The following is a 23,584-nucleotide window of genomic DNA, read 5'->3' on the forward strand; positions in this document are numbered from 1 at the left end:
GGCTCGGCAGCTCATCCACAGCGAGGAGAAACAGATGTCCGAGAAAGAAGTGATCACGGTGCTCAGCGCGACCGGCACCCAGGGCGGTGGAGTCGCGCGTGCGTTGCTCGCCGACGGCGAATTCGCCGTCCGAGCCGTGACGCGCGACAACGCATCACCCAAGGCACGCAGGCTGGCCGAACTCGGCGCCGAAGTGGTCGAGGCGAGCCTCACCGACGTGGACAGCCTGCGGGCGGCGTTCAAGGAGGCGTACGGCGCGTTCATGGTCACCCCGTTCTGGGAGCACCGCTCGCCGGCCCGGGAACTGGTCGAAGTGGAGAACCTGATCCAGGCCGCTCAGCCGGCCGGCCTGCGGCACGTGGTGTGGTCGACGCTCGAGGACACCCGGGAGGCCATCCCGGCCGACGACGATCGGATGCCGATGCTCGAGGACGTCTACCGGGTGCCGCATTTCGACGTGAAGGGTGGTGCCGCCGACGCCCTGTTCGCCAAGTCCGGTCTGCCGACCACGTACCTGCGAATGTCCTTCTACTGGGACAACTTGATCACCCTGATGAAGCCGCAACGCGACCCCGACGGGACACTTGCCCTGCACCTTCCGATCGGCGGGACGGCTGTCGCCGGCGCCTCCTCGGACGATCTCGGCCAAGCGGTCCTGCGGGTTCTGCGGCAACCGTCGGAGACGATCGGCGCCACGCTTGCGGTGGCAAGTGAGTACCTGACCGGCGAGCAGATCGCTGCGGCGCTCAGCACGGTAATCGGTGAGCCGGTGGCCTACCGTCCGCCCAGCCACGATCAGTTCCGCAGCTTCGGATTCCCCGGAGCCGTTGAGCTCGGCAACATGTTCCAGTACTACACCGAGTTCTCGGAGTACTACAACGGCCACCGTGACCTCGAAGCCTCGCGTGCCCTCAACCCCAAGTGGCTCAGCCTGACCGACTTCCTGGCCGCTCACCGCGACGAGCTCATGCCGGACCACACTGCTCGGGAACTGACATGACCAGCACCGACTTCTCGCCCTTTGCCGCGCCGGGGACCGAGGAGTACGCCGAAGCATGCGCGGCCTTCCAGCTCGCCACGCCGGTTGACCCGGCCGGGGCGTTCACTGCCCGCTCGGTCGACGACGTCGTCCTCGCCGTCACCACCGCACGACGGGAGGGCCGGCCGCTACGAGTGAGCACGACGGGCCACGCGATGGGACGAGCCGCCCCATTGACCGAATCCCTGCTGGTGCGGCCGCTGATCGACGCTCCCGTCCAGGTCGATCCGTACGCTCGAACGGCTCGGGTACCGGCCGGCAAGACCTGGGGCGACGTCTTGCCCGAGGTGGTCACGCATGGGCTCACCGTCCTGCACGGGTCCTCCGCAACCGTGGGCGTCGTCGGATACCTGCTCGGCGGCGGCCTCAGCTTCTACGGTCGCCGTTTCGGCCTCGCCGCGAACTCGGTCCGGTCCCTCACCGTCGTACTGGCCAACGGTGAAGTCGTCGAGACGAGCGCCGCGCATGACCCCGATCTCTTCTGGGCGTTGCGCGGTGGGGGCGGCGGATTCGGCATCGTCGTGGAGGTGGAGATCGAGCTGGTACCGATGCACAGCATCGTTACTGGTATGGCGGTCTGGGACGCCGGCGACGCCGCCCGCTTGGCGCCGGTGTGGCAGGCGTGGAGCCGAACCGCTCCGCCGGAGATCACCACCAGCTTCCGGATGCTCTCCCTGCCGCCGCTGCCGTTCCTTCCGCCGTACCTGGCAGGCAAGCGAGTGCTCGCCCTGGACGGTGCGGTCGTCGCGCCGACCGAGACCGACCTGCCGGCTGCTCAGCACATCGTGGACGAGTTGCTGTCCTCCTTGACCGCGCTCGCTGAGCCCGTGGCGAACACCTGGGCGCCCGCCTCCCCGCAGGCATTGCCCCTGACCCATCTGGACCCACCGCAACCCGTTGCCTTCCACTCCGATTCCGCGTTGGTCCACGAGGTCGACGAGGCAGGCTGGGCAAAGGTGCTGGACGCCGGGCCGGCGCTGCTGGCCGTTGAGTTCCGGCAGCTCGGCGGCGCCTTCGCCACCCATGTCCCGAACGGCGGCGCGCTCGACCACTTCACGCCACCGCTGCACTACTACGGCGTCGGTATGGCCGGTGAGGAAACCGCCCGCGACCTCAAGGCTGTGCGGTCGGCCCTCAAGCCGTACCTGACCGGTTTCACGGCACCCAACTTCGTCGACAACTTCCAGCAGCCGCAACGTACGCACGACGACGAAACCCGCGTCCGGGTGGAACGCGTGCGCCGCGCAGTCGACCCGACCGGCCTGTTCACCGGCGATGCCGAGCCCATCGAGTCTGGCGAACCGGCCGCGTTTCGACCAACTACACGAGGAAAGGCAACACGATGAGCACGTCCTCGCTCACTCTTCCCGGCGGCAACTGGACTTTGGGCGACCTGACCGTCACCCGGTTCGGCTACGGCGCCATGCAACTGGCCGGCCCCTGGGTCATGGGGCCACCCGCCGATCGCCAGGGAGCGCTGGCCGTTCTACGCGCAGCGGTCGACCTCGGTATCACCCACATCGACACCAGCTACGCGTACGGGCCGCGCATCACCAACGAGTTGATCCGCGAGGCACTGCACCCCTACCCCGAGGCGCTGCACCTCGTGACCAAGGTCGGCGCGACCCGCGACGAACAGGGTGGCTGGCCCACGGCCCGGCGGCCCGAAGACCTGCGCCGCCAGGTCCACGACAACCTCGAGTCCCTCCGGCTCGACGTACTCGACCTGGTCAACCTCCGGCTCGGCAATGCCGAAGGTCCTCAGCCCGGCTCGCTCGCCGAGGCGTTCGAGACGCTCGTGGACCTGCAGCAGCAGGGCCTGATCCGCCACCTCGGGGTCAGCAACGCCACCGAGGAGCAGGTCAGCGAGGCACGGAGCATCGCGCCGATCGTTTGCGTCCAGAACATGTACAACCTTGCCCACCGCAACGATGACAAGCTCGTCGACCGGCTCGCCACCGACGGCGTCGCGTACGTGCCGTTCTTCCCCCTCGGAGGCTTCAGCCCGCTTCAGTCCTCGGCGCTCTCGGCGGTCGCCGCTCGATTGCGGTCAACACCGATGTCCGTCGCCCTCGCCTGGCTGCTGCACCGATCACCGAACATCCTGCTCATCCCCGGCACGTCATCCACAGCGCACCTGCGCGAAAACATCGCCGGCGCGGGTCTTTCCCTCTCCCAGGCCGACCTGACGGAACTGGACAACATCGGCCGCTGACCGCCGGCTCAGCTTTTCGTCAGGCGCCGGGAGATGTCACGGTCGTCGATCGGGTCGGCGTGGCGGTGGACGATCTTCCATTCGCCGTCCTCGCGGCGGAAGATCGTCGTACTGCGGAGCATGTACGACGTCGGCTCCGATCCGTCCACCGATGCCGTGGTCCGTTCGATCGCCAGCAGGTAGGCGAAGTCCACGCCGACGTCGGCCGCGACCACCTCCCACTCGCAGGAGCTGCAGTCGGAGAAACGGGTGGCGAGCCGTTCGAACATGGGGGCGACCTCGGCCCACCCGATCGGGCTGAACGCGGCGCCGTACACGGTGACCGGATCGTTGTGCGACCACATCGCGAACCTCGGTGCGGCGTCGCCGTTGTGCAGCGCCGTCTCGGCCTCGTGAATGCGCGGCATCATCTCCGCGAGGAACTGCTCGGTGTCGTTCATCGGATCTCCTCGGTGTTCGGGTGGCGGCCCAGCCGGTGGAGCAGCTGGTCTTGCGGTGACGCGTTCCGGGAGACGTCGGCGTACGTCGTCGCGAACGCGTGCCCCTGCGGGCCGAGCTCGAGATCGAGCGAGTAGGCCAGCAGGAAGGCGACGACATCGTCGTTGAGGGTCTCGTCCGCGCCGATCGCACGGGCCAGGTCCCAGGCGTGGACCGCGGCGTCGAGGATCCGCATCGACACCAACTCGGATCCGGTCCGATCGCCGATCACGTGATGGGCGACGCGTTCGAGCGCGCCGTCCTCGTGGAAACAGGCGACCATCCGGCCCGCGGTCGCCACGAACGAGGCCAGCGCGTCGTCGCCGAGGTGATCGACGGACCGCGTGGCCTCGATCTGGTCGGGCTGGGCGCCGTGGAGCAGCAACTGATAGCGCACGTTGGCTCCGACGACATGATTGACGAGAGCGCGGACGTCCCACTCGGTGCAGGGCGTCGGCCGTCGCCAGTCTCCCGGCCCGACGAGCCGAAGTCTGCGAGCGAACTCCTCGATGGCGATATCGAGCAGTACGAGAGTGTTCGCGGTACCGGTCATGTCTGTCATGGTTCGCCCAAGCCGATCCCGTCGGGAGGGTTCGCCATCCCGACCTGTCCGGGAAACGGTCCCGAGCACAGAAGGAGGAGTGTCCGCACCGTGAATGGCCGCGGTGAGCGCCGGCGGCGCTCATGGTCCTTCGGCCCCCTGCAACCGGACGACGAGGACCTGATCTTCGTCGCCTTCACAGCCGACCCGACACCGGCCGACTGGATCGGTACGGTCGCCTAGCCCCTTTGGTTGACCGCTGGCGCCGATAGCGTGTGAGCTCGCCGACCGAGGGAGCGCTTGTGCCGAAGACCGATTTCGACGAGTTCGCTGCGGCGTACTCCGCGGACAACGAGGTCAACCTGCTCAACGGCCACTACGAACGGCCGGCGATGCTGGACCTCGCTCGGGACGTCCAAGGGCGACACGTCCTCGAGGTCGGTTGTGGTTCCGGTCCGCTGATGGCGGCGCTGCGGGACAGGGGCGCGATCGTCAGCGGCTTCGACCTGAGCGCAGCGATGATCGAACTGGCCCGCCGCCGGCTGGGCGAGGACGCGGACCTGACCGTCGCCGATCTGGCCAAGCCGCTCCCGTACGACGATGCCGCCTTCGATGACGTCACGGCCTCGCTGGTCCTGCACTACCTGGAGGACTGGACCGAGCCGCTCGCCGAACTCCGCCGGGTGCTGAAGCCGGGTGGACGTCTCATCCTGTCGGTGCACCATCCGATCGTGTACAAGGCGCTGAACCCCGACGGCAACTACTTCGACATCGCCGAGTTCTCCTTCGAGGCTGAGCACGCCGGCCGTACGGTCGTCTACACGAACTGGCACCGGCCGCTCCAGTCGATGACCGATGCCTTCACGGCGGCAGGTTTCCGGATCTCGGTGATCAGCGAGCCGCCGATCTCCCCGGACACCCCGATCGAGCTACGCCCGCAGGGCATGGAGCATCCGGCGAGATTCATCAGCTTCATCTTCTTCGTACTCGAGGCAAGCTGACCCGGCGACGGCTACTGCGGTGGCTGGAAGCCACCGATCGCCTGCTCGAGCAGTTCGGCCAGCCGTAGCGGCGTGTGGTCCTCGAACATCGGGCCGATGAGCTGCACCCCCACCGGCACGCCCTCCGGAGACAGGCCCGTCGGTATGGCGGTGGCCGGCAGGCCGGGCATGGTGGCCAGGCCGGCCCAGACGAGCTGATCGAAGAACGGGTACTCGACGCCGTCGATGTCGATCCGGCAGGCCAGCAGATCGGGGTTGTGGTCGTGCGGGAACGCCGGAGTCGGCGTGATCGGGCACACCACGACGTCGTATTCGGCGAACAGCCGCCGCCAGCCGTGACGGTGGAGTTCGCGCCGATGGTTCACCGCGAGCCAGTCGCGGTGGCTGAGCACCATGCCGCGCAACCGCGCCGCGTCGAGACTCCGGTCGTCCTCGCTCAGTCCGGCGGCACGGACCTGCAACTGCTCGTACGCCTCGACGGGAAAGCGTGCGACGGAGCCCGAGAACAGCAACTGCGTGTACAGCGTCGCCGCCTCGGCCAGATCGGGCAGCAGCGGCGTACGCCGTTCGACGCGAGCGCCGCCGTCGACAAGTGCCTCCGCCACCCGGTTGACGCCGGCCCGCACGGCGGACCCCGTCGGAATGAACGGATGTTCGTCGAGAACCAGGACCCGGAAATCGCTCAGCCGCTCGTGACGTGCAGCAGGCAGCGCCAAGTCGTACGCGACACCGAGCGTCAACGGGTCCGGCCCGGCCATGACGTCGAGCAACAGCCTGAGGTCGCGGGCCGAGCGCGCCATCGGCCCGACGACCGCCAGATCGAGGTCGACCGGCAAGGCCGGCTCGGTCGGCAGGACCATGCCGCGGTTCGCCACCAGCCCGAGCGTCGGCTTGTGTCCGTAGACACCACAGAAGTGCGCGGGCGTACGCAGCGAGCCCGCGATGTCGGAGCCAATGGACAACACGCCGAACCCGGTTGCCAGCGCCGCCGCCGACCCACCGGAGGATCCGCCCGACGTCCGAGCGTGATCCCACGGGTTGTTGGTCGTGCCGTAGAGCTCGTTGGAACTCTGCAGACCTTGCAGCCCCACCGGCACATTGGTCTTACCAAGCACCACCGCGCCGGCAGCTCGCAGCCGTGACACCTGTACCGCGTCCTCGCCCGGCACATAGTCCCGGTACTGCGGCATGCCCCACGTCGTCGGCAGCCCCGCCACGTCGTAGCACTCCTTGACCGTCACCGGCACACCAAGCAGCGGCCGATCCTCGCCCCGGGCGCGCGCCTCATCGGCAACCCGTGCGGCGATCCGTGCCCGGTCGAAGTCTCGTACACAGATCGCGTTGATCGCCTTGTCGTCCCGCTCGATCCCGGCAATCGCCTCCTCGGTCAACTCCACTGAGGTCACCACACCAGCACGCATGGCAGCGGTGAGTTCTTCGGCCGTCCGAAAATTCCAATCCATGAATCGGACCGTATTTTCCTCTCGAAGAAGCCACAAAATGCCGACTCCCACAACAAAATTGCGGTGACTGTCCTCCGAGGGCGTGTGAGGATGCGATGGTGAACGAGTTCGAGGTGCGTCCTGCCCTGGCCGAGGACTACGAAGAGGTCGGCAGCGTGTTCGGCGGCGCGATGATGTTCGAGCCGTCGGTGGACGAGCTCGGGCGGAGCCTGTTCGAGCCCGAGCGAGCGCTGGTCGTGATGGACGGTCCGCAGATCGTCGGTACTACGCGAGCGCTGACGCGGGATCTGTCGGTGCCGGGTGCGGTGGTACCGGCGGCGCATGTGACCGGCGTCGGGGTGCGGGCGACTCATCGGCGGCGCGGGATCATGTCGGAGCTGATCACCCGGCAGCTGCGTGAGGTGCCGGAAGCCGTCGCGGTCCTGTGGGCCAGTGAGTCCGGCATCTACGGACGCTTCGGGTACGCCGCGGCCGCGTGGGGCATGTCGTACGAGATCGACCTCCGCCGGGTCGGTCCACCGAGCGTACGGACTCGTCCTGGCGAGATCAGCGTGCTGCCCGCGGATGGCGCCGCCAAAGAGCTGGCGCCGTTGCTGCGGAGCCTGCAAGAGCAGCGACCCGGTGTGTCCGGGCGGTCGGAGCCGCGGTGGCAGCAGCGGCTGGAGGACAAGCCGGAGGACCGGGGCGGCAAGACCGCGCGCCAGATCCTGGTGCATCGCGACGAGAGCGGCACCATCGACGGCTACGCGTTGTGGCGCGGCAAGATGCACTGGGTCGCGGCCGGTCCGGCCAACGAGGTCTCCCTCGAAGAGCTCGTCGCGACCACCCCGACGGCGTACCGGGCACTCTGGCAGCATCTGCTGACGCTCGACCTGGCCGGCACCCTCGAGTACGGCTTCGCGGCCGTCGACGAGCCGCTGCAACAGCTCGTCACCACCCCGACCGCCCTCACCCGGCGGCTCAACGAATCCCTCTGGGTCCGGATCACCGACGTCCCCCGAGCCCTCGAACAACGCCGGTACGCCGTTGCCGCCGACCTAGTGCTCGACGTGACCGACGACGTGATCCCGGTCAACACCGGCCGCTTCCGCCTGACCACGGGCGAAACAGTCCGCTGCGAACCCACCGACGCCCCAGCCGACCTGACCCTGTCGACCACCGAACTCGGCGCGACCTACCTGGGCGGCCGTCAACTGGCCGAGTTCGCCGCCACCGGACGAGTCACCGAGCACACCCCTGGAGCGCTCACCAAAGCCACCGCAGCCTTCGGCTGGCCGGTCGCCCCGGTCAGCCTGGAAATCTTCTGAGCGTCTGAAGGCGCCCACCGAAGGCGACGCGGGCTCGGCAGGCGAACCGCTGCCGACTGTGAGATCTTGGCATCTCATCGATCACTCTCGGTGAGGAGGCTGGGTGGGATGGCGTGATGAGGTCACGGCAGCGGTCGAGGAGTGGATCGCAGTCGAAGGCGGGAGCTCGCGGCGGCCATCCTGGCGACGGGTCGGCCGCGCGGTACGGACGGCAAACGGCGGCGAATACTTCATCGACGTCCGCGGCTCGGAGCTCGGCCCGGACCAGCTTGATGATCTGAAGCTGGCTGGTCCGGGCCGAGAGAGCATCGAGGCCGGCCACGCGATCCTCGACGTCTCCCAGAGCGGAGCCGCGCTCACCATCCGCGTTGCCGAGTTCGCCGACCCGGACGATCCGTATCTCTGGGTCCTGCAGCAGCCCACGACCTTCCTGATCGAGGCGTTGCGAGACGGACTGGCGTCCCTCGGCGAGGCCCCGCTCACGGCTTCGCTCGCCGACGGCGTCCTTGCAGGCAGACCCGCCGCGGCCGCTGCTCCGTCAGGCCTGCTTCCAGCTCAGGTCGAGACGTACCGCGCCTGTCTCGGCACCGGCTTGTTCCTGGTCTGGGGACCACCGGGAACCGGCAAGACAATGGTTCTGAAGCGGGCGATCGGTGAGCTGCTTGCCACCGGCAAGCGGATCCTGCTGGTGTCCGGGACGAACATCGCCGTCGACAACGCACTCCTCGGCGTACTGCGGGAAGGTGGTCACCGGGCGGGCGAGATCATCCGGGTCGGTCCGCCCCAACTGCGGGAAGTCGCCGCGGACCCAACGGTCTCGTTACCGCTACTTGTACGGGACCGGCTCGCAGCGATCGAGGGCCGGCGGCAGGCGATCTCGGCCGAGCTCGTCGAACTGCGGGATCGCGCCAACCGGCTCGCCCGCCTGGAGAGCGAGCTGGAAGGCTTCGACGTCGGCCGGTACGTCGAAGCGCGGCGGCTGCTGGCGAGGTACAACGACAACGTGAGCGGATTCGACGCCGACGTACTTGATGCCGAGACCGGCTACCGGAAGCTGGCAGGCGAGGTCGAGAAGGCGGCTCACGAGGTACAGGAGGCGCGAAGCCGGCTCGAGGAAGTGGCCGATTCCCGGCATCTGTGGACGCAGACCCGGCGGCTGCGGACCGAGGCCGATCAGGTCGAGGCCGCCGCGAGCGGAGCGGAGGCAGCAGCCCTGATCGCCGATGCCGAACGCGCCAAGCTGCAGCGCCGGGTGGCCGAACTGCAACGTGGGTCGGCTCTGACGAAATGGCGGGCTCGCAAGGAACTCTCCACCGCGACAGAGAAACTCCAGACAGCGATCCGGAGTCAGGTCGAACTCGCCGCGAAGGCGGCATCGGCCCGGGTCGTCGCCGACCGGCGAAGCCGTGATCTTCTCGATCAGGCCGAGCAGATCGAGAGCGGCATTCCGTACGACGAGCCGACCATCCGCGCTCGTGAGGACAGAGCTCGCGCCGCGGCGCCGGATCTGCAACGGCTGACCCGGATGGCGGAGGAGGCGCGCGAACGTCTCCGGATCGCCGTCGAACAGCAGCAGAAGCTGCGACTGGCCGAGGAAATCGTCACCACCGAGAAGGAGGCCGGCCGTCCAACGCTGCACAGCCAGGCCGAAGCTCTCCGGCGACGTGTCGAGGTCGATCGCCACCGAACGGCCGATCTGGAAGCGCAGTACAAGGCGACCCAAACGGAGTTCGAACGCCTCGCCCGCGACGCCGAGGGCGAGATCATCGGCGCCGCCCGTCTGGTCGCCACCACACTGGCTCGGTCACGGACCAACCGGCATGTGCTCAGCGGCTCGTACGACGTCGTCCTCGTCGATGAAGTCGGGGCGGCAACGTTGCCAGAAGTGCTCCTCGCGGTCTCCCGCGCGACCAGTACCGCGGTCTTGCTGGGGGACTTCCTGCAACTGGGGCCAGTCCTTCCGGCAGCGATCAAGCAGAGCAGGCGACCGGACGTCATGATGTGGCTGCAACCCGATGTCTTCGAGCACTGCGGAATCACCACACCCGCGACTGCCAGAGCGCATCGTGCCTGCATCACCTTGACCGCCCAGAACCGCTTCGGTGAGACGGTGATGGGGCTGGCCAACAAGATCGCGTACGACGGCACGCTGGTGGCCGGGCCGTTGGTACCGCGGCGTGACATCCGCACCGATCCGGAGATCGTACTGATCGACACCGACGGGCTGGGGGAACTGGCCGAACCGACCAGGACCGGAAGTGCGAAAGGTTGGTGGCCCGCCGGGGTCCTCCTCGCGCGAGCACTCAGCGAGCTGCACGAGGAGAACGGTGAACTGACCGGCATCGTGACGCCCTACCGGGACCAGGCCAGCGCGACTCTGGAGGCACTCCGGGATGTCGAACGCACCGGGCGCCCGCTGGCCGAGGTGGGAACGGCCCATCGCTTCCAGGGCCGGGAGTTCCCGATCGTCGTCTTCGACCTGGTCGAAGGACGAGACGGCAGAGGGTTGTGGATGGCTCAAGCGGGCCGAGGTCCGGGAACGACCACCTGGCAGCAGGATGGTCTGCGGCTCTTCAACGTCGCGGTCACCAGGGTCCAGACGAGGCTGTACCTGCTCGGCAGCCGTCAGCGGATCGTCGGCGCCGCGGCCGGAACCGCGTTCGCCCAACTGAGCGACTGTCTCGACCAGATTCGAACGGTGCCGGCGACAGCCCTCATCACGCCCAGCACGCTCGAGGATTCCGATCAGCTGGGGCCGTTCGGCTCACGCCTGCGCGACATCCTGTCCCGGCACGTGGAGGTCACCGACATCGACGACGAGCGTCACTTCTTCGGCAGCTTCATCGAGGCTATCCGCGCCGCCCGCGCCTCATTGTGGATCTGGGCGCCCTGGGTGACCGGCCGGGTTCGGCAGTTGCTTCCGCATCTGGCCGCAGCGGCCGGTCGCGGAGTCCGGATCGTGGTGTTCGTCCGCGATCCGGGTGATCCGCTCCAGCGCGCCAACCTGGACCTGATGGCGGAGCTTCGCGCGGTCGTCCACACCGCGGTCCTGGTGAACGTCATGCACCAGAAGATCGTGGTGGTGGACGAGCAGACGGTCATGATCGGCAGTCTGAACGCTCTCTCGCAGAGCTGGACGCGGGAGATCATGGTGACGATCCGCGGCGCGCACTTCGCGCGCAGCATCCTCGAACACGAGAACGCCGAGACCTTCGCCGATCCACCGGACTGCCCGAAGTGCGGGCAGCGCGATGTCGACCTGCGACGCCGGCGCAACGACAGGTGGTACTGGCGCTGCTTCAATCCGGGCTGCCCGGGCGGAACCGGTCGGCAGGCCTGGAACCAGGACGTCGTCTTCTCCCGCAAGAAGAGATCCGCCCGCTGACCCCTCAGCGGCCTTCGTTGTCGTCTGAGCTGAAGAGGGTCTGGCTGTCGGGTTCTTCCGAGGTGGGGCGCGGCTCGCGGCGGCGCTGGTGCTCCGGTGGGGCTTCGTCGTCGAGGATGCCGTCGCCTGGCTTGCCCTCGGGGCCGCCGAAGAGCAGGTCGGACATCTGCAGGTGCATGTGCTCCACGTGCGGTACGTCCGGCAGGACCACCTGGCCGCGTTCGCCGGCCGACTCGATCTGCAGCGTGCCGCAGCCTAGCAGCCGGTCGATGATGCCGTGCTCGTAGGAGACGTCGTTGATCCGCATCAGCGGGATGTCCCGGCCGGTCCGGGTCAGGATGCCGTGCCGGGTGATCAGCCGGCGGTTGGTCAGCGTGTAGGTCGAGAAGAACCAGTTCAGGAACGGCTTGGCGGCGAACACGATCAGCACCAGCAACGCGACCACGCCGATCGCGATCCGGGCCGGGGTCTGCAGGTTGCCGTCGGGGATCACCGCGGCGAGGAACCCGCCGCCGGCCGCCAGCACGAGCAGCAGGAACACGGGGAAGATCAGTGCCTTCCAGTGCGTCCGGGTACTGACGACGATGTACTCGTCGTCACCCAACAACTTCGCCGAGATCGCCATGTCCCCCAGTCTCACAGTTCCAGGGGCCGCTTGTCTGCGGGCGACACGATGATTGAAGACTTCACAAACTGGATACAGTCGGCCAGGATGCTCAAGGGGTATTTGCTGGGGGCCATTACCTGAGGAGCCGTGATGGGCATCTTGTCCGTACTGGATCGTGAGCACACGATCGCGCCGCCGGGCTACAGCCGCTGGCTGATCCCGCCGGCCGCGCTGGCCGTCCACCTGTGCATCGGCCAGGCGTACGCGACCAGCGTGTACAAGACGTCGATGATCAAGCACTTCGACGCCAGCCAGACCGCGATCGGCGTCACCTTCAGCATCGCGATCGTGATGCTCGGCCTGTCCGCCGCGATCGGCGGCACCTGGGTCGAGCGCAACGGTCCGCGCAAGTCGATGTTCGTCTCGGCCTGCTTCTGGAGCAGCGGCTTCCTGGTAGGGGCCCTGGGCATCGGTACCGGCCAGCTCTGGCTGGTCTATCTCGGGTACGGCGTGATCGGCGGGATCGGACTGGGCATCGGCTACATCTCGCCGGTCTCCACGCTGATCAAGTGGTTCCCGGACCGTCCGGGGCTGGCCACCGGCCTGGCGATCATGGGCTTCGGCGGCGGCGCGCTGTTCGCCAGCCCGCTGTCGAGGCAACTGCTCAGCCTGTACGACGACGGCTACGACTCGAACGTCTCCACCTCGGTGGCCGGCGGCAGCGCGCTCGTCGCGTTGTTCCTCACGCTCGGCATCGGGTACTTCGTGATCATGATGTTCGGCGTGGTGAACATCCGGGTGCCCGCCGAGGGCTGGAAGCCCGACGGCTGGGACATCTCGCAGGTGAAGGCGAAGACCCTCGTCACCACCTCGAATGTTTCGGCGGCGAACGCGATCAAGACCCCGCAGTTCTGGCTGTTGTGGGTCGTCCTGCTCTGCAACGTCACGGCCGGCATCGGCATCCTCGAGCAGGCCAGCCCGATGATCCAGGACTTCTTCCGCGCTGACGTCGGCGGCAAATCGACCGTCGCGGTCGGCGCGGCCGCCGGATTCGTCGGTCTGCTGTCGATCTTCAACATGGCCGGGCGGTTCGCCTGGTCGAGCACGTCGGACGTCATCGGCCGCAAGCCGATCTATGCGCTGTACCTCGGCGTCGGCATCATCTTCTACTTGCTGCTGGCAACCGTCGGGCACAACAGCACCGCGCTCTTCGTCCTGTTCGCGGCGGTCATCCTGTCCTTCTACGGCGGCGGGTTCGCGACCGTACCGGCGTACCTGCGGGATCTGTTCGGGACCTACCAGGTCGGCGCGATCCACGGCCGGCTGCTGACCGCGTGGTCGGTCGCCGGCGTCGCCGGGCCGCTCATCATCAACGGATTCCTCGACCGGGAAGGCAAGCCGGGCACGCTGACGGCCGAGGCCTACCGGCCCGCGCTGTTCACGATGGTCGGCGTACTGGCGGTCGGCTTCATCGCCAACCTGCTGATCCGGCCGGTCGCCGACCGATTCCACGAGCCCAGCCAGCCCACCGCAGCGGAGGCCGCGAAATGAACCAGACTCCCCGGCTCGTCATCTCCTGGGCACTCGTCGCCGTCCTGCTCGGCTACGGCATCGTCCAAACCCTCATCACCGCAGCGAAACTCTTTACTCAGTAGCTCTCAGGTGTGTGACATCGCCGGCGGCCAATGAACGAGGGCCGTCGGCGGTGAGCACCACCAGCCGACCGTCTGCATCGAGCTCGGCAGCAGTGCCCTCGATGAATACCCCTCCGGGCAGTTCTACCCGCACTTGTCGCCCGAAAGTCGCCGAGAGCTCGCGGTAGTCCGGCAGGATCACCTCAGGATCCCCATCAGCCTGCACCCACGCCTGATAGCGAGTAGCCAGCTCCCGCAGCACTGCGGTCAGCACCGTCGCCCGATCAGTCGTCGCCGCACCCTCCAGCGCCAGCGACGTAGCGACATCCGTAGGCCGCTCGTCCGCCCTGAGACTCACATTGAGCCCGATACCGACCACAGCAGCCGGTCCATCGATCCGCTCCAGCAGGATCCCCGCAAGCTTCCGGTCCTCGACCAGTACATCGTTAGGCCATTTCACCTGAGCAGGAATCTCCCCCACCCGCCGTACCGCGGACGCCACCGCCAACGGCACCAGCAGCCCCAACCACGGCCACCGGTGAGCCGGTATGCCCGTCGGGCGCAGCAGAGCCGACGTGAGCAACGCCGACCGCGCAGGAGTCGTCCACGTGCGCCCCAACCGCCCACGCCCCGACGACTGGTACTCCGCCGTCACCACGAGGCCTTCAGCAGCCCCTGCGCGCGCAGCGGCGGCCACGACGGCATTGGTCGACTCCGTCTCGGCCAGTACGTCGACCTGGCTCCACAGCGAGCCAGGTCGTACCAGCCGCCCCTGCAGGTACTTCGCGTCGAGGGGCGGCCGCTCCAGATCGCCGAACATCAGCCGGTGTTCTGCAGGCCGGCGGCAACTCCGGACACGGTCAGCAGGAGCAGGCGCCTGGTGCGGATGATCTGCTGCTCGTCGAGCGACTCGTCCGTCCGCAGGCTGCGGAGAGCTCGCAACTGCAGGTAGCTGAGCGCATCGACGTACGGGTTGCGCAGCTCGACCGCCCGGCCGAGCACCCGGCGGCCGCTGAGCAGCTTGTCGCCGCCGAGCACCTTGAGCACCCACTCGGTGGTCAGCTCGTGCTCGTCCAGCATCTGCTTGGTCAGGTCGGGCCGGTCGCCCAGCTCGAGGTAGCGACCGAGGATGCGGCGGTCCGTCTTGGCCAGCGACATCTCGGCGTTCTCGAGCATCACCTGGAACAGCGGCCAGTTCTGGTTCGCGTCCTGCAGTACTGCGACGTCGCCGACGGCGGAGAGCGCCGAGCCGAGGCCATACCAGCCTGGCGCGTTGACCCGGGCCTGCGACCAAGCGAACACCCACGGAATCGCCCGCAGGTCCTCGAGCGAGGACACCGCGACACCACGGCGAGCCGGCCGCGAGCCCAGCGGCAGCTGCCCGAGCTCCTCCAGCGGCGTGACCCGGCCGAACCACTCCGCGAACCCCTCCGCCCGCACCAGCCGGTGGTACGTCGTCCGGGACGCCTCGTCCATGGTCTTCTCCACCACGGCAAAGCGCTCGGCCGCGTGGACCGCCCGCTCCTCGATGCCCGGAGTGGAGGCGAGCAGCGTGGCTGCGGTGACCTGCTCAATGTGCCGCTGGGCGATCGCTGCGTTGCCGTACCGAGCGGGGATCGCCTCACCCTGCTCAGTGAGCTTGAACCGGCCAGAGACCGATCCAGGCGCTTGAGCCAGTACTGCGCGGTTGGCGGGACCTCCACCACGGCCCAGGGCTCCACCACGACCGTGGAAGAGGGTCAGGCGGATCGCGTTGCGCTGGGCCCAAGCAGTGATCCGTGCCTGCGCGTCGTACAGGGCCAGGGTCGCTGACACCGGTCCGACGTCCTTGGCGGAGTCGGAGTAGCCGAGCATGACCTCGAAGCGCCGGTCGTTGGCCGTCAGGCGGTGCCGGACCCGGGTGAGCTGGATCGCGTTGTCCAGCACCTCCACCGAGTTCTGCAGGTCCTCACCGGTCTCGAACAGCGGTACTACGTCCAGCTCGATCGGCCGCCCGTCCATGGCGGCGTCAGCCAGCTCGTAGACGGCCGCGAGGTCGCCTGCGTTGCGGGTGAAGGACACGACGTACCGACGGCAGGCATCCGGCCCGAAGCGCTGCTGGATCTGGCCGATGACGCGCAGCGTGGCCAGCACCTCCTCGGTCTGGTCGGAGAGCTCACCACCGCTCAACACCTCTTCCAGAGCCTTGGCGTGCACCGACGAGTGCTGCCGGACCTCCAGCTCGGCCAGGTGGAAGCCGAACGAGGTCACCTGCCAGATGAGCTGCTGCAGCTCGCCGTACGCCTGCCGTAGAGCGCCTGCGCTGACCAGGGAGTCCTGCAGGACCTTCAGCTCATGCAGGAAGTCAGATGCTCGCGGGTAGCCGAAGTCGGCGTCCCTGGCCCGGGTGGCGGCCAGCCGGCGAGCTGCGAGCAGCAGTAGCTGGCGGTGCGGCTCGGACGGCGAGCGGGTCTCGATGTCGGAGATCAGCTCCGGGTTGACCGCACGGGCGTCCTCCAGGATCCGGCGGACCGGCGCGGAGGGCGGGGTGGTCTGGGAGTCCAGGGTGAGCGCCCGGCCGAGCTGGTCGGTCGCCTGCTCCAGCGCCCGCAGTACGTGGTCGGCCTGGATCTGCATGGCCTCGCGGGTGATCGCCGCGGTGACGTTCGGGTTGCCGTCGCGGTCGCCGCCGATCCAGGAGCCGAGCCGGACGAAGGGTGCCACCACCGGTTGCTTGACCCCGGCGTCCTCACCGGCCAGCGCGTCGTCGAGGCGGCGGTAGACGTTCGCGACGACGTTGAACAGCGTCTCCTCGAACACGGCCATCGCCGAGCGGACCTCGTCCAGCGGAGTCGGCCGGCTGGTCCGCAGCTGCGACGTACGCCAGAGGATGTCGACCTGCTCGATCAGACGGCGCTGGTTCTCGGCCAGCTCGCTGTCACCGGCGCGGGGGTCGCTGCGCTCTTCCAGCAGTGCCGAGATGCGCCGGATGGTCGCCAGTGCGGCTCGCCGGCGGGCCTCGGTCGGGTGGGCGGTCAGTACCGGGCGGAACTCCAGTCCGTTGAGCAAGGCACGCGCCTGCTGCTCACCGGCTTCGGCGCCGATCTTCTCGACCGCCTGGGCCAGCTCGGAGACGGCTGGGGCGTCACTGGAGCGGTCGCGCTCCCGTAGTACGCGGGCGCGGTGCAGCTCCTCACTGAGGTTGGTCAGGTGGAAGTAGCAGGTGAAGGCGCGGGCGACGTCCTCGGCGCGCTCGTGCGGCCAGGAGGCGACCAGCGCCTCGGCACCGGCGCCGTCACCGGCGATGGTCAGCTCACGGAGCTTCTCGACGTCGTCGAGCAGCGGCTGACCCGCGTACTCGACCAGGACGCGGCCGAGCAGTTCGCCCAGCAGGCGCACGTCGGCGCGGAGCTCCTCGGGCACTTCGAAGCGTGCGCGGGTACGGGTACGGGCGTTCGCCTGGCTGCCGGTCTCGGTCACGTTCGCCCACGATATCTGTGGCCGCGCTCTCCCGCCCGCCGGTCCGACCAGTGAACGCCGATCGTGACCAAACGTGATGATCGGCGCGGCCTTCGTGATCGCGTCCGCCGGCCGGCCCGCCGACCACGCACCGCAGTCGATTTGCAACTTGCTGCAACCGGATTTCATTGCGGGCGCGTGCGGCCAACTGCAAGGATTCTCGAGGAAAGGGCGGGTCGATTCTATTTCGAAGAAATCTGCCTGGCGCCGGGCAAATGATTCTTTGGGCGCGGATACAACCGCGCATCGACCATTGCCGTGCAATATTCACATCCTGAGAGGAACACCATGCGCATTAGCAAGAGAATCGCGACCGGATTGGGTGCGGTTGCAGTACTGGCGACCGCCGCCGTGCCTGCGCTCGCCAGTGTCGCGTATCCCGGTGGCGGGACCTGGAACTACGGCACCAACCAGACCTCGGTCTATTCGAACTACCACCACCCGAGCGCCACTCACAAGTCGAGCACCATCAACGGCTACGGCGAGTACAAGACCTCGGGCTGTGTGAAGAAGGACCTCTGGGCGAACACCTCGGACCGGGCCGACCCGAACAGCGTCGACCACGCGTACTGGGGCAAGGACTGCTGACCTGACCCGGTAACCGTTCAGCAGAGCGGCGGGGGCGGCCCGTCTGCGGCCGTCCCCGCCGTTCCGTCACCACGCCTCCACCGCGCAGAGAGCCTTCACCGTGATCGCCAAAGCCTTCCGTCTCGTGCACGTCTGCGGCTGCCTCGTCGCCGTCCTGCTCTCCTTCCTCGTCGTCAGCAACAGGAACGACATCGCCCCGCTGCCGGCCGGCGCGGCCGTCAAGGTGATCGCATGGTCCGGCTCGGGTGGAGTCAAGGACTTCCGGATCGCCCTCGACCAGTTCGGCCGTGAGCACCGGATCTCATTCGGCCACGAGGTCCCCGACCTCGAGAAGCGCGGACGGGTACGGCATCTCTATCTCGTCGACGGCGCCGCCAGGATCTCCGCTGCCACCTGGCGGTCCGGCCGGCTGGGAGACTTCGGCGGGTCGATGTCGACGGTGATCCACCCGCTGGCCGACGAGGGGGACCGGTCGCCGCTGGGCAACTACCAAGTGCTCGGCGACTCCGACGACGCCCTGGCCCTGCAAGCCTTTCTCACGTCCTGCGGGATGACCGTCGAACTGTCCGACTTCGGCCGCCTGGGCGCGATCCCACGCCCGATCACCCTCACCCTCGGCGTTCTGATCCTGCTGACGGTGGCGATGGCCGGCGCATTCGTCGCCGCCGGGACCAGACGCTACGCGATCGGGCGGTTGCACGGACTCCCCTACCTCAGCCTGCTCTCGGCCGAGTTCCGGCGATTCGCGGTCCAGTGGGCCATCGCCGGGCCGGCGTCGCTGCTGCTCGCCGCCGGCTTTCTTCTGCTCCGGTACGGCCCTGAGGGGATCGGGCTGTTCGTCGCCGTGTGCGTTGCTGTCCAGGTGCTGTTGCTGTTCGCCGCGATGGCGGCGCAGGCAGTCTTTCTGGCGATGGTGACCTCGATCGACCTGCCGGCCGCACTCAAGGGCGAACTACCGTCGCTGGCCCTCACCATCACGTCCTACGGCCTGCGACTGACCGCAGTCGTGGTCGGGCTGGGAACGATCGTGACGACGGTCTCGCTGGGCGCCGACATCGCCGCTCGCGATCGAGCCGGCGCCGCCTTCGAGCGACTCGGCAACCTGTCCGCGGTGACACTGGGAAACGCGTACTCCGGAGCGGACGAACGTCAGCTCGACGCGCTGGTCGGCCCCTGGCTGCGAGACGCGGATCGTCGGGGACAGCTGCTGGTCGCGGCTCAGCAGGTCTACACCGGTGCGGACCCGCGATGGCGCGGCACCACCACCTTGATCGTGAACGACAAGTTCCTCGCCGACCAACCGGTCCGGCTCGCCAACGGTGGAACGCTGCGGACCGCCGACCGGGACTCGATCACCGTCCTGGTTCCTGAATCCCACTGGGCCGAACGTGCGCGGCTTCGCGAACAGCTCGGTCTGGAGGCTCGGCTGCGGCAGGGAGTGAGCAGCGACTTCACCGAGGTACGGTCCGCGTCGGCGCAGCGTGTCTTCACCTACGCGCCGGCCAGAACCGATCCGGGTTCGGTGCAGGTCTGGGACTCCGCCAAGACCTTCGTGACCGACCCCGTGATCGTGGTGATGCCGGCCGGCCGCGGCTGGCTCAGCAACACCAGCTACGCCGCCTTCGCATCCCAAGGCGGTGCCCTGCTCGCCGATCCGCGATCAGCGTCCGTCGCCGTCGACCGGAACCCTCTCCTTGCCCGGTTCGTCCTCGGTATCACGCCGGTGGCCGACAAGGCCGCGGCCGAGCTGGCGGAGCAGACCTCGCAGTTGCGGCTTTCCGCGTTCATCGCCCTGATCGCCTGTCTGGTGGTGTTCATCAGCGGCGCGGCGGCCGCCATCATCCGCACCCGGCAGAAGGCGCAGCGGATCTTCGTCCGCGATCTGCATGGCTGGTCCTTTCCCTCGATCCACCGCGGACTTCTCGCCCTCGAACTCTGCCTCCTGATCGCACTTGTCGCCTGGATCCCCTACCGGATCGCCGGCCAGCGCAGGGAACTGGAGCGATGGCAGACCAGCGGCTCGCCGCTCCCGGTCGAGCTGCCGTCGATCAACGCCGGGCAGTTGACCGCCATCGCCGTACTGGCGCTGGTGACAGCCGGGGGCTTCCTCCTCACCTTGAGCTATGCGCATCGCAGAGTGGTTCGCGGAGGCCTCAGCGAGGCGTGACTCTCTCGGCGACCACCGCCCCGACACCATGCCGCACCCGAGACAGGAAGAACCGTCATGCTCGAAACCACTGCCCTGACCATGTCCTTCGGCGACCGCACCCTGTGGCGTGACCTCGACCTCACGCTGAAACCAGGCAGCGTGACCGCGCTGGTGGGAGCGAGCGGCGCGGGCAAGTCGACCTTGCTCAACTGCCTCGGACTTCTCGTTGCGCCGACCTCCGGCCGGATCGAACTCGACGGCCGGGACCTCACCGCCCTCGGTCGGTCCGGAGTTCGCCGATTCCGTCGTGACCAGCTCGGCTACCTCTTCCAGAACTATGCACTGATCGACGACATGACAGTGCGCGAGAATCTCCAGGTGGCGATCCGCGCCCGCCGCGGTCGCGGGGCGGCCGCCCGGGCGACGATGCTTCAGGCACTACGGCAGGTGGGGCTCGACGATCAACTGGACGGCCGGGTGTCCCAGCTGTCCGGTGGCGAGCAGCAACGGGTCGCACTGGCCCGTCTGATGGTGAAGCAGCCGCGGCTCGTACTCGCAGACGAGCCCACCGGAGCGCTTGACCAGGCGAACACCGAGACGGTGATCGGGCTGCTGCGCGAGATGGCAGGGACCGGAGCGATGGTGGTGATCGCCACCCACGACGAATGGGTTCGCGGCGTCTGCGACGAGACCGTCAGTGTGGGACAGCCATCGCTGGTGACAGCTGGAGACTTGCCCGGCCGGACCTGATCGCAAGAGCAACGACGGCGCAGAAGATGACCAGCCCCGCCCCCAGAGCAACCAGGTCGAGGCCGTCGAGCCTGGTCCGGGTCAGCAGGACCGCCGCCTGCGCGAGGACGAGCAGTCCGCAGTAGCCGGCCGTCCATGCTGCCGGGTTGCGAAAGGTCGTTCCCGCCAACAGCCTGGACGCTATTCCGAACACGGCGCCCGAAACGAGCGCGGCGATGCTCCAGAAATAGACGCCCCACATGCTGAGGGGATAAGGGCTGGACAATGCCGAACCGATATTGAAAACGACGACCATGAGAAAACTGGTGCTCGCCCCGGCCGCGGCGCCGGCGATCACCCGCGGCCGTGATCCGGGCACCAGGAAACCGATTGCGAACGGGATCGCGAGGTAGGGGATGAAAGAGCCCGCCATGGTCTCGACCCAGTCGGCCCGTCCGCCGAAGAATCCGGTCAGCCCGCAATACGCCAGGCCGACGAAGACCAACGACAAGAATCGCATATTCAAAGTCTATTGCATGGCTTTGGGCAGCCAGAAATCCAGATCCGCGCCGAATCGGCGGCCTAGACGGCGCCGAAGCCGCCGCCGACGACCTGGGAGACGGTTTTGGCTAGTTGGGCCGGGGTGCGGTCGGTGCCGTCGACGACGAGCATCCGGGCGCAGCTCTCGGTCATCGAGGCGAGCATCTCGGCCAGTACCGGGAGGTTGGCGTCGGGGTCGGTGACACCCGGCAACGATTGCACGAGGGTCAGCCGCAGTCCCTCGACGAGGAACGCGCGGGCCGCCCGGACCCGGTCGGCGACGGCGGGCGCTGCACCGTACTGGGCGCCGAAGACGATTCGCCACGACTGTGGGGACTTGGCCACCGTCTCCAGGAACGCGGTGAGGCCTTCGAGCACGTGCTCTTCCGGCGTACCGACGCTCGGGTCGGTCGGCAGCGCGGCCATCACCGAGAGGACCAGATGCTGCTCCTCGCGGGCCAGCAGCGCGAGCAGCAACTCGTCGCGGTTGGCGAACGAGTCGTAGACCACCGGTTTGGTGACTCCGGCGGCGTCGGCGACCGACTGCATCGTTGTACCGGCGAAACCGCGCTCGGAGAACACCTCGAGCGCCGCGTCCAGGATCAACGGGCGCCGGCGCTCAGGCCCCAGGTGCGCGGCACGGCGGCGAGGCTCCGCAACCGGGTCTTCAGGGCTGACCACTTGACAAAGCTATCAGCTCGTAGGAAATTCCTACGGTCTGGTAGGAACTCGAATCGGCTGGCCTCCGAGTGATTGCGGTGTCCAGGTGCGTGCATCGCGGTGCTTGAGCGGCGTCCTCGATGCGGAGCATCGTGGATGGTGCTCAAGTGCCGCGAGGTGCGTGCCTGGGCGCCGCAAGCGCCGGAGGACAGCCGATTCGAGTTCCTCAAACTACCGGGGAGGTCTGTGTGGCCGAACGCGGTAGCGCCTTGTGGCTGGAGTCGAAGGAGTTCGCCGAGCTCGACGTCGGTGAGCTGGCCCGGCTGGTCGACCGGACCTCGGAGCGGGAGCTTCGGCATCGGCTCATCGGGGGAGTCCGAGAGGTCGCGTTGCGCGAGATCTTTCGCCGGATGCCGGAGTACCTGCGTCCGGCCCGGGCCGAGGGCTTCGACGCGATCGTCGCCTGGCAGATCACCGGCGCAGCCGGCGGCGGCTTCGACGAGTACCGGATCCGGGTCAGCGACGGCGCCTGCCGGCTGCTCACCGACCACACCGAGCCGCCGGCCATCTCGGTCCGTACCGACCCGGCCACCCTGCTCAAGATCGTCACCGGCAACGAGGACCCGGTACTGGCCGTCCTCAAACAGCGCCTCTCGGTCCGCGGCGACCTCGCCCTGGCCGCCCGCCTCACCAAACTCTTCGCCGTCGGCCCGGCCTAACGCTCCCTGGTCTCCGTACTACGCCCAGTAGGCCGGCCACTCCTCGGAATCCCCTCGGCAGTGGCAGCAGACCGCACAGCACCTGCAGCAGGAGCCTGGCCACCAAGCATGGCCGCAGCGATCCGAGCGTCGTCGTACGCCATCTGTTGCTCGTAGCTGAGCTTCGCCTCGGCGGCCGGAGGCCCGTACTGCTTCTCCGCCGCCCGTACCGCCCCCACCACCGACTCTGCCAACTCCTGCCCACGCTGCCGTCCAGTGGCGCGACGGTTGACCGTCTTGTCCGTGTCCAGCGGCTTCAGCGCGGCAAAACCCTTGTCGATCCTGCCCTGCAGCTCAGCCCGTACGGCGGCCTGCTGGTCCGACGGCACCAGGCGTGGCAGCTCCGAGTGCTCGTAGAGCAGGTCGGCCGCGGCCCTCCCCTTGCCCGAGCGTGCCTCGCGGTTCATCACGCTCAGCACGTCATCGCCGTCGACGTCGATCTCGGCCCCCAGGTCGTCGGCGAAGGCACGCGCGGCCGAATCCCAGCCAGGGTAGGTCCGCAACGTCTGCGCCGACTTCAGCTGCCGCGCGAGGTCCGGCGGCAGCGCCCGGTCGATCACCGCGTCGGTCTTCGCCTGGCTCCAGGCCTCGTTCACGCCCTCCTCGATCGGCTTGAGCTCCCCGACCTTCATGTCGGCCGAGCGATCGGCCAACTGGTACTCCTCCGGGACCACCAGGTGCCCGAACTCATGCGCCGCCACCTGGATCGCGCTCCGCCGGGCAACCAACTGCTCCCGCGTCGCAGGCTCACCTCGCTGCTCGTACATCTCCCGCAGCGGCCGGACCACCGACTCCTCACTGAGGTTCAGCCGGCCGTCGCCGTACGCCTCGCCCCGGACCCGCTTCGCCGGATCCGTGTAGCCGAGCTGACCGCTCCACAGCGACTTGTCCGCGCCGGACTCGGCCAGTACCGCGGCCTGGATCCGCTCCCACAGCCCGTCTCCGATGTCCGGTACCTCGGAATCGGTCCGCCGGCGCGGCTGCTCGGCCATC

Annotated in this window: 21 protein-coding genes; 12 read left to right on the top strand and 9 right to left on the bottom strand. The window is 68.2% G+C overall.

Going from position 1 to position 23,584, the window contains the following annotated elements; translation table 11 throughout:
- Window positions 1–34 precede the first annotated feature (34 nt).
- Genes ACIA12_RS18490 through ACIA12_RS18500 form a run of 3 tightly spaced genes read left to right on the top strand, consistent with a single transcriptional unit; the run spans window position 35 to window position 3,254 of the window.
- Window positions 35–1,000, top strand: a complete 966-nt coding sequence (locus ACIA12_RS18490; protein WP_396368197.1) for an NmrA/HSCARG family protein — start codon at window positions 35–37, stop codon at window positions 998–1,000.
- Window positions 997–2,385: an FAD-binding oxidoreductase gene (locus ACIA12_RS18495; RefSeq protein WP_396368198.1), complete on the top strand. Its 1,389-nt coding sequence runs from the start codon at window positions 997–999 to the stop codon at window positions 2,383–2,385. Before ACIA12_RS18490 ends, ACIA12_RS18495 begins: the two co-directional genes overlap by 4 nt.
- A complete protein-coding gene (locus ACIA12_RS18500) occupies window positions 2,382–3,254 on the top strand; it encodes an aldo/keto reductase family oxidoreductase (protein WP_396368199.1) in 873 nt (290 codons plus the stop codon). Before ACIA12_RS18495 ends, ACIA12_RS18500 begins: the two co-directional genes overlap by 4 nt.
- An 8-nt stretch (window positions 3,255–3,262) precedes the next feature.
- Here ACIA12_RS18500 and ACIA12_RS18505 read toward each other — a convergent pair whose 3' ends face one another.
- Together ACIA12_RS18505 and ACIA12_RS18510 are read right to left on the bottom strand one after the other, a co-directional pair.
- A complete protein-coding gene (locus ACIA12_RS18505; protein ID WP_396368200.1) occupies window positions 3,263–3,694 on the bottom strand; it encodes a YybH family protein in 432 nt (143 codons plus the stop codon).
- Window positions 3,691–4,284 carry a TIGR03086 family metal-binding protein gene (locus ACIA12_RS18510; RefSeq protein WP_396368201.1) on the bottom strand — a complete coding sequence of 198 codons (594 nt, stop codon included), beginning with the start codon at window positions 4,282–4,284 and terminating at the stop codon, window positions 3,691–3,693. Before ACIA12_RS18510 ends, ACIA12_RS18505 begins: the two co-directional genes overlap by 4 nt.
- Window positions 4,285–4,383: 99 nt before the next feature.
- On the opposite strand from ACIA12_RS18510, the gene ACIA12_RS18515 reads away from it, so the two are divergent.
- Entirely contained in the window at window positions 4,384–4,515 is a 132-nt protein-coding gene (locus ACIA12_RS18515) for a hypothetical protein (RefSeq protein WP_396368202.1), read from the top strand.
- A 59-nt stretch (window positions 4,516–4,574) separates the two neighbouring features.
- Window positions 4,575–5,273 (top strand): class I SAM-dependent methyltransferase, encoded by a 699-nt coding sequence (locus ACIA12_RS18520; RefSeq protein WP_396368203.1) that lies wholly within the window; start codon window positions 4,575–4,577, stop codon window positions 5,271–5,273.
- 11 nt (window positions 5,274–5,284) lie between these two features.
- Here the strand turns inward: ACIA12_RS18520 and ACIA12_RS18525 are convergent, their stop codons facing one another.
- Complete coding sequence (locus ACIA12_RS18525) at window positions 5,285–6,736, bottom strand: amidase (protein ID WP_396368204.1); 1,452 nt, start codon at window positions 6,734–6,736, stop codon at window positions 5,285–5,287.
- 95 nt (window positions 6,737–6,831) lie between these two features.
- Here ACIA12_RS18525 and ACIA12_RS18530 point away from each other — a divergent pair, with 95 nt between their 5' ends.
- Together ACIA12_RS18530 and ACIA12_RS18535 are read left to right on the top strand one after the other, a co-directional pair.
- A complete protein-coding gene (locus tag ACIA12_RS18530) occupies window positions 6,832–8,043 on the top strand; it encodes a GNAT family N-acetyltransferase (RefSeq protein ID WP_396368205.1) in 1,212 nt (403 codons plus the stop codon).
- 103 nt (window positions 8,044–8,146) lie between these two features.
- Complete coding sequence (locus tag ACIA12_RS18535) at window positions 8,147–11,428, top strand: AAA domain-containing protein (RefSeq protein WP_396368206.1); 3,282 nt, start codon at window positions 8,147–8,149, stop codon at window positions 11,426–11,428.
- A 4-nt stretch (window positions 11,429–11,432) separates the two neighbouring features.
- Here the strand turns inward: ACIA12_RS18535 and ACIA12_RS18540 are convergent, their stop codons facing one another.
- Window positions 11,433–12,053: a PH domain-containing protein gene (locus tag ACIA12_RS18540; protein ID WP_396368207.1), complete on the bottom strand. Its 621-nt coding sequence runs from the start codon at window positions 12,051–12,053 to the stop codon at window positions 11,433–11,435.
- Between the two features lie 132 nt (window positions 12,054–12,185).
- On the opposite strand from ACIA12_RS18540, the gene ACIA12_RS18545 reads away from it, so the two are divergent.
- Window positions 12,186–13,586 carry an OFA family MFS transporter gene (locus ACIA12_RS18545; RefSeq protein WP_396368208.1) on the top strand — a complete coding sequence of 467 codons (1,401 nt, stop codon included), beginning with the start codon at window positions 12,186–12,188 and terminating at the stop codon, window positions 13,584–13,586.
- A 93-nt stretch (window positions 13,587–13,679) separates the two neighbouring features.
- Here the strand turns inward: ACIA12_RS18545 and ACIA12_RS18550 are convergent, their stop codons facing one another.
- Window positions 13,680–14,489, bottom strand: a complete 810-nt coding sequence (locus tag ACIA12_RS18550) for a biotin--[acetyl-CoA-carboxylase] ligase (protein WP_396368209.1) — start codon at window positions 14,487–14,489, stop codon at window positions 13,680–13,682.
- Entirely contained in the window at window positions 14,489–17,128 is a 2,640-nt protein-coding gene (locus ACIA12_RS18555; protein WP_396368210.1) for a phosphoenolpyruvate carboxylase, read from the bottom strand. Before ACIA12_RS18555 ends, ACIA12_RS18550 begins: the two co-directional genes overlap by 1 nt.
- 327 nt (window positions 17,129–17,455) lie before the next feature.
- Here ACIA12_RS18555 and ACIA12_RS18560 point away from each other — a divergent pair, with 327 nt between their 5' ends.
- The 3 genes from ACIA12_RS18560 to ACIA12_RS18570 all read left to right on the top strand — a co-directional run bounded on the left by ACIA12_RS18560 (window position 17,456) and on the right by ACIA12_RS18570 (window position 20,654).
- Window positions 17,456–17,755 carry a lactococcin 972 family bacteriocin gene (locus ACIA12_RS18560; RefSeq protein ID WP_396368211.1) on the top strand — a complete coding sequence of 100 codons (300 nt, stop codon included), beginning with the start codon at window positions 17,456–17,458 and terminating at the stop codon, window positions 17,753–17,755.
- A gap of 100 nt (window positions 17,756–17,855) precedes the next feature.
- On the top strand, window positions 17,856–19,922 hold the full coding sequence (locus ACIA12_RS18565; protein ID WP_396368212.1) for a hypothetical protein: 2,067 nt from the start codon (window positions 17,856–17,858) through the stop codon (window positions 19,920–19,922).
- A gap of 57 nt (window positions 19,923–19,979) precedes the next feature.
- Window positions 19,980–20,654, top strand: coding sequence for an ABC transporter ATP-binding protein (locus ACIA12_RS18570; RefSeq protein WP_396368213.1), 675 nt, complete (start codon window positions 19,980–19,982; stop codon window positions 20,652–20,654).
- Here the strand turns inward: ACIA12_RS18570 and ACIA12_RS18575 are convergent.
- Both ACIA12_RS18575 and ACIA12_RS18580 read right to left on the bottom strand, forming a co-directional pair.
- A complete protein-coding gene (locus ACIA12_RS18575; RefSeq protein ID WP_396368214.1) occupies window positions 20,599–21,153 on the bottom strand; it encodes a DUF6518 family protein in 555 nt (184 codons plus the stop codon). The two genes, ACIA12_RS18570 and ACIA12_RS18575, sit on opposite strands and share 56 nt — an antisense overlap.
- A 62-nt stretch (window positions 21,154–21,215) precedes the next feature.
- Window positions 21,216–21,854, bottom strand: a complete 639-nt coding sequence (locus tag ACIA12_RS18580; protein ID WP_396368215.1) for a TetR/AcrR family transcriptional regulator — start codon at window positions 21,852–21,854, stop codon at window positions 21,216–21,218.
- Between the two features lie 227 nt (window positions 21,855–22,081).
- Here ACIA12_RS18580 and ACIA12_RS18585 point away from each other — a divergent pair, with 227 nt between their 5' ends.
- Entirely contained in the window at window positions 22,082–22,552 is a 471-nt protein-coding gene (locus ACIA12_RS18585) for an SCP2 sterol-binding domain-containing protein (RefSeq protein WP_396368216.1), read from the top strand.
- Here ACIA12_RS18585 and ACIA12_RS18590 read toward each other — a convergent pair.
- A complete protein-coding gene (locus ACIA12_RS18590) occupies window positions 22,549–23,583 on the bottom strand; it encodes a hypothetical protein (RefSeq protein WP_396368217.1) in 1,035 nt (344 codons plus the stop codon). The genes ACIA12_RS18585 and ACIA12_RS18590 overlap by 4 nt on opposite strands.
- Window position 23,584 lies beyond the last annotated feature (1 nt).

Origin of the sequence: Kribbella sp. NPDC051620 (assembly GCF_044453825.1) — a bacterium.
GTDB lineage: Bacteria > Actinomycetota > Actinomycetes > Propionibacteriales > Kribbellaceae > Kribbella.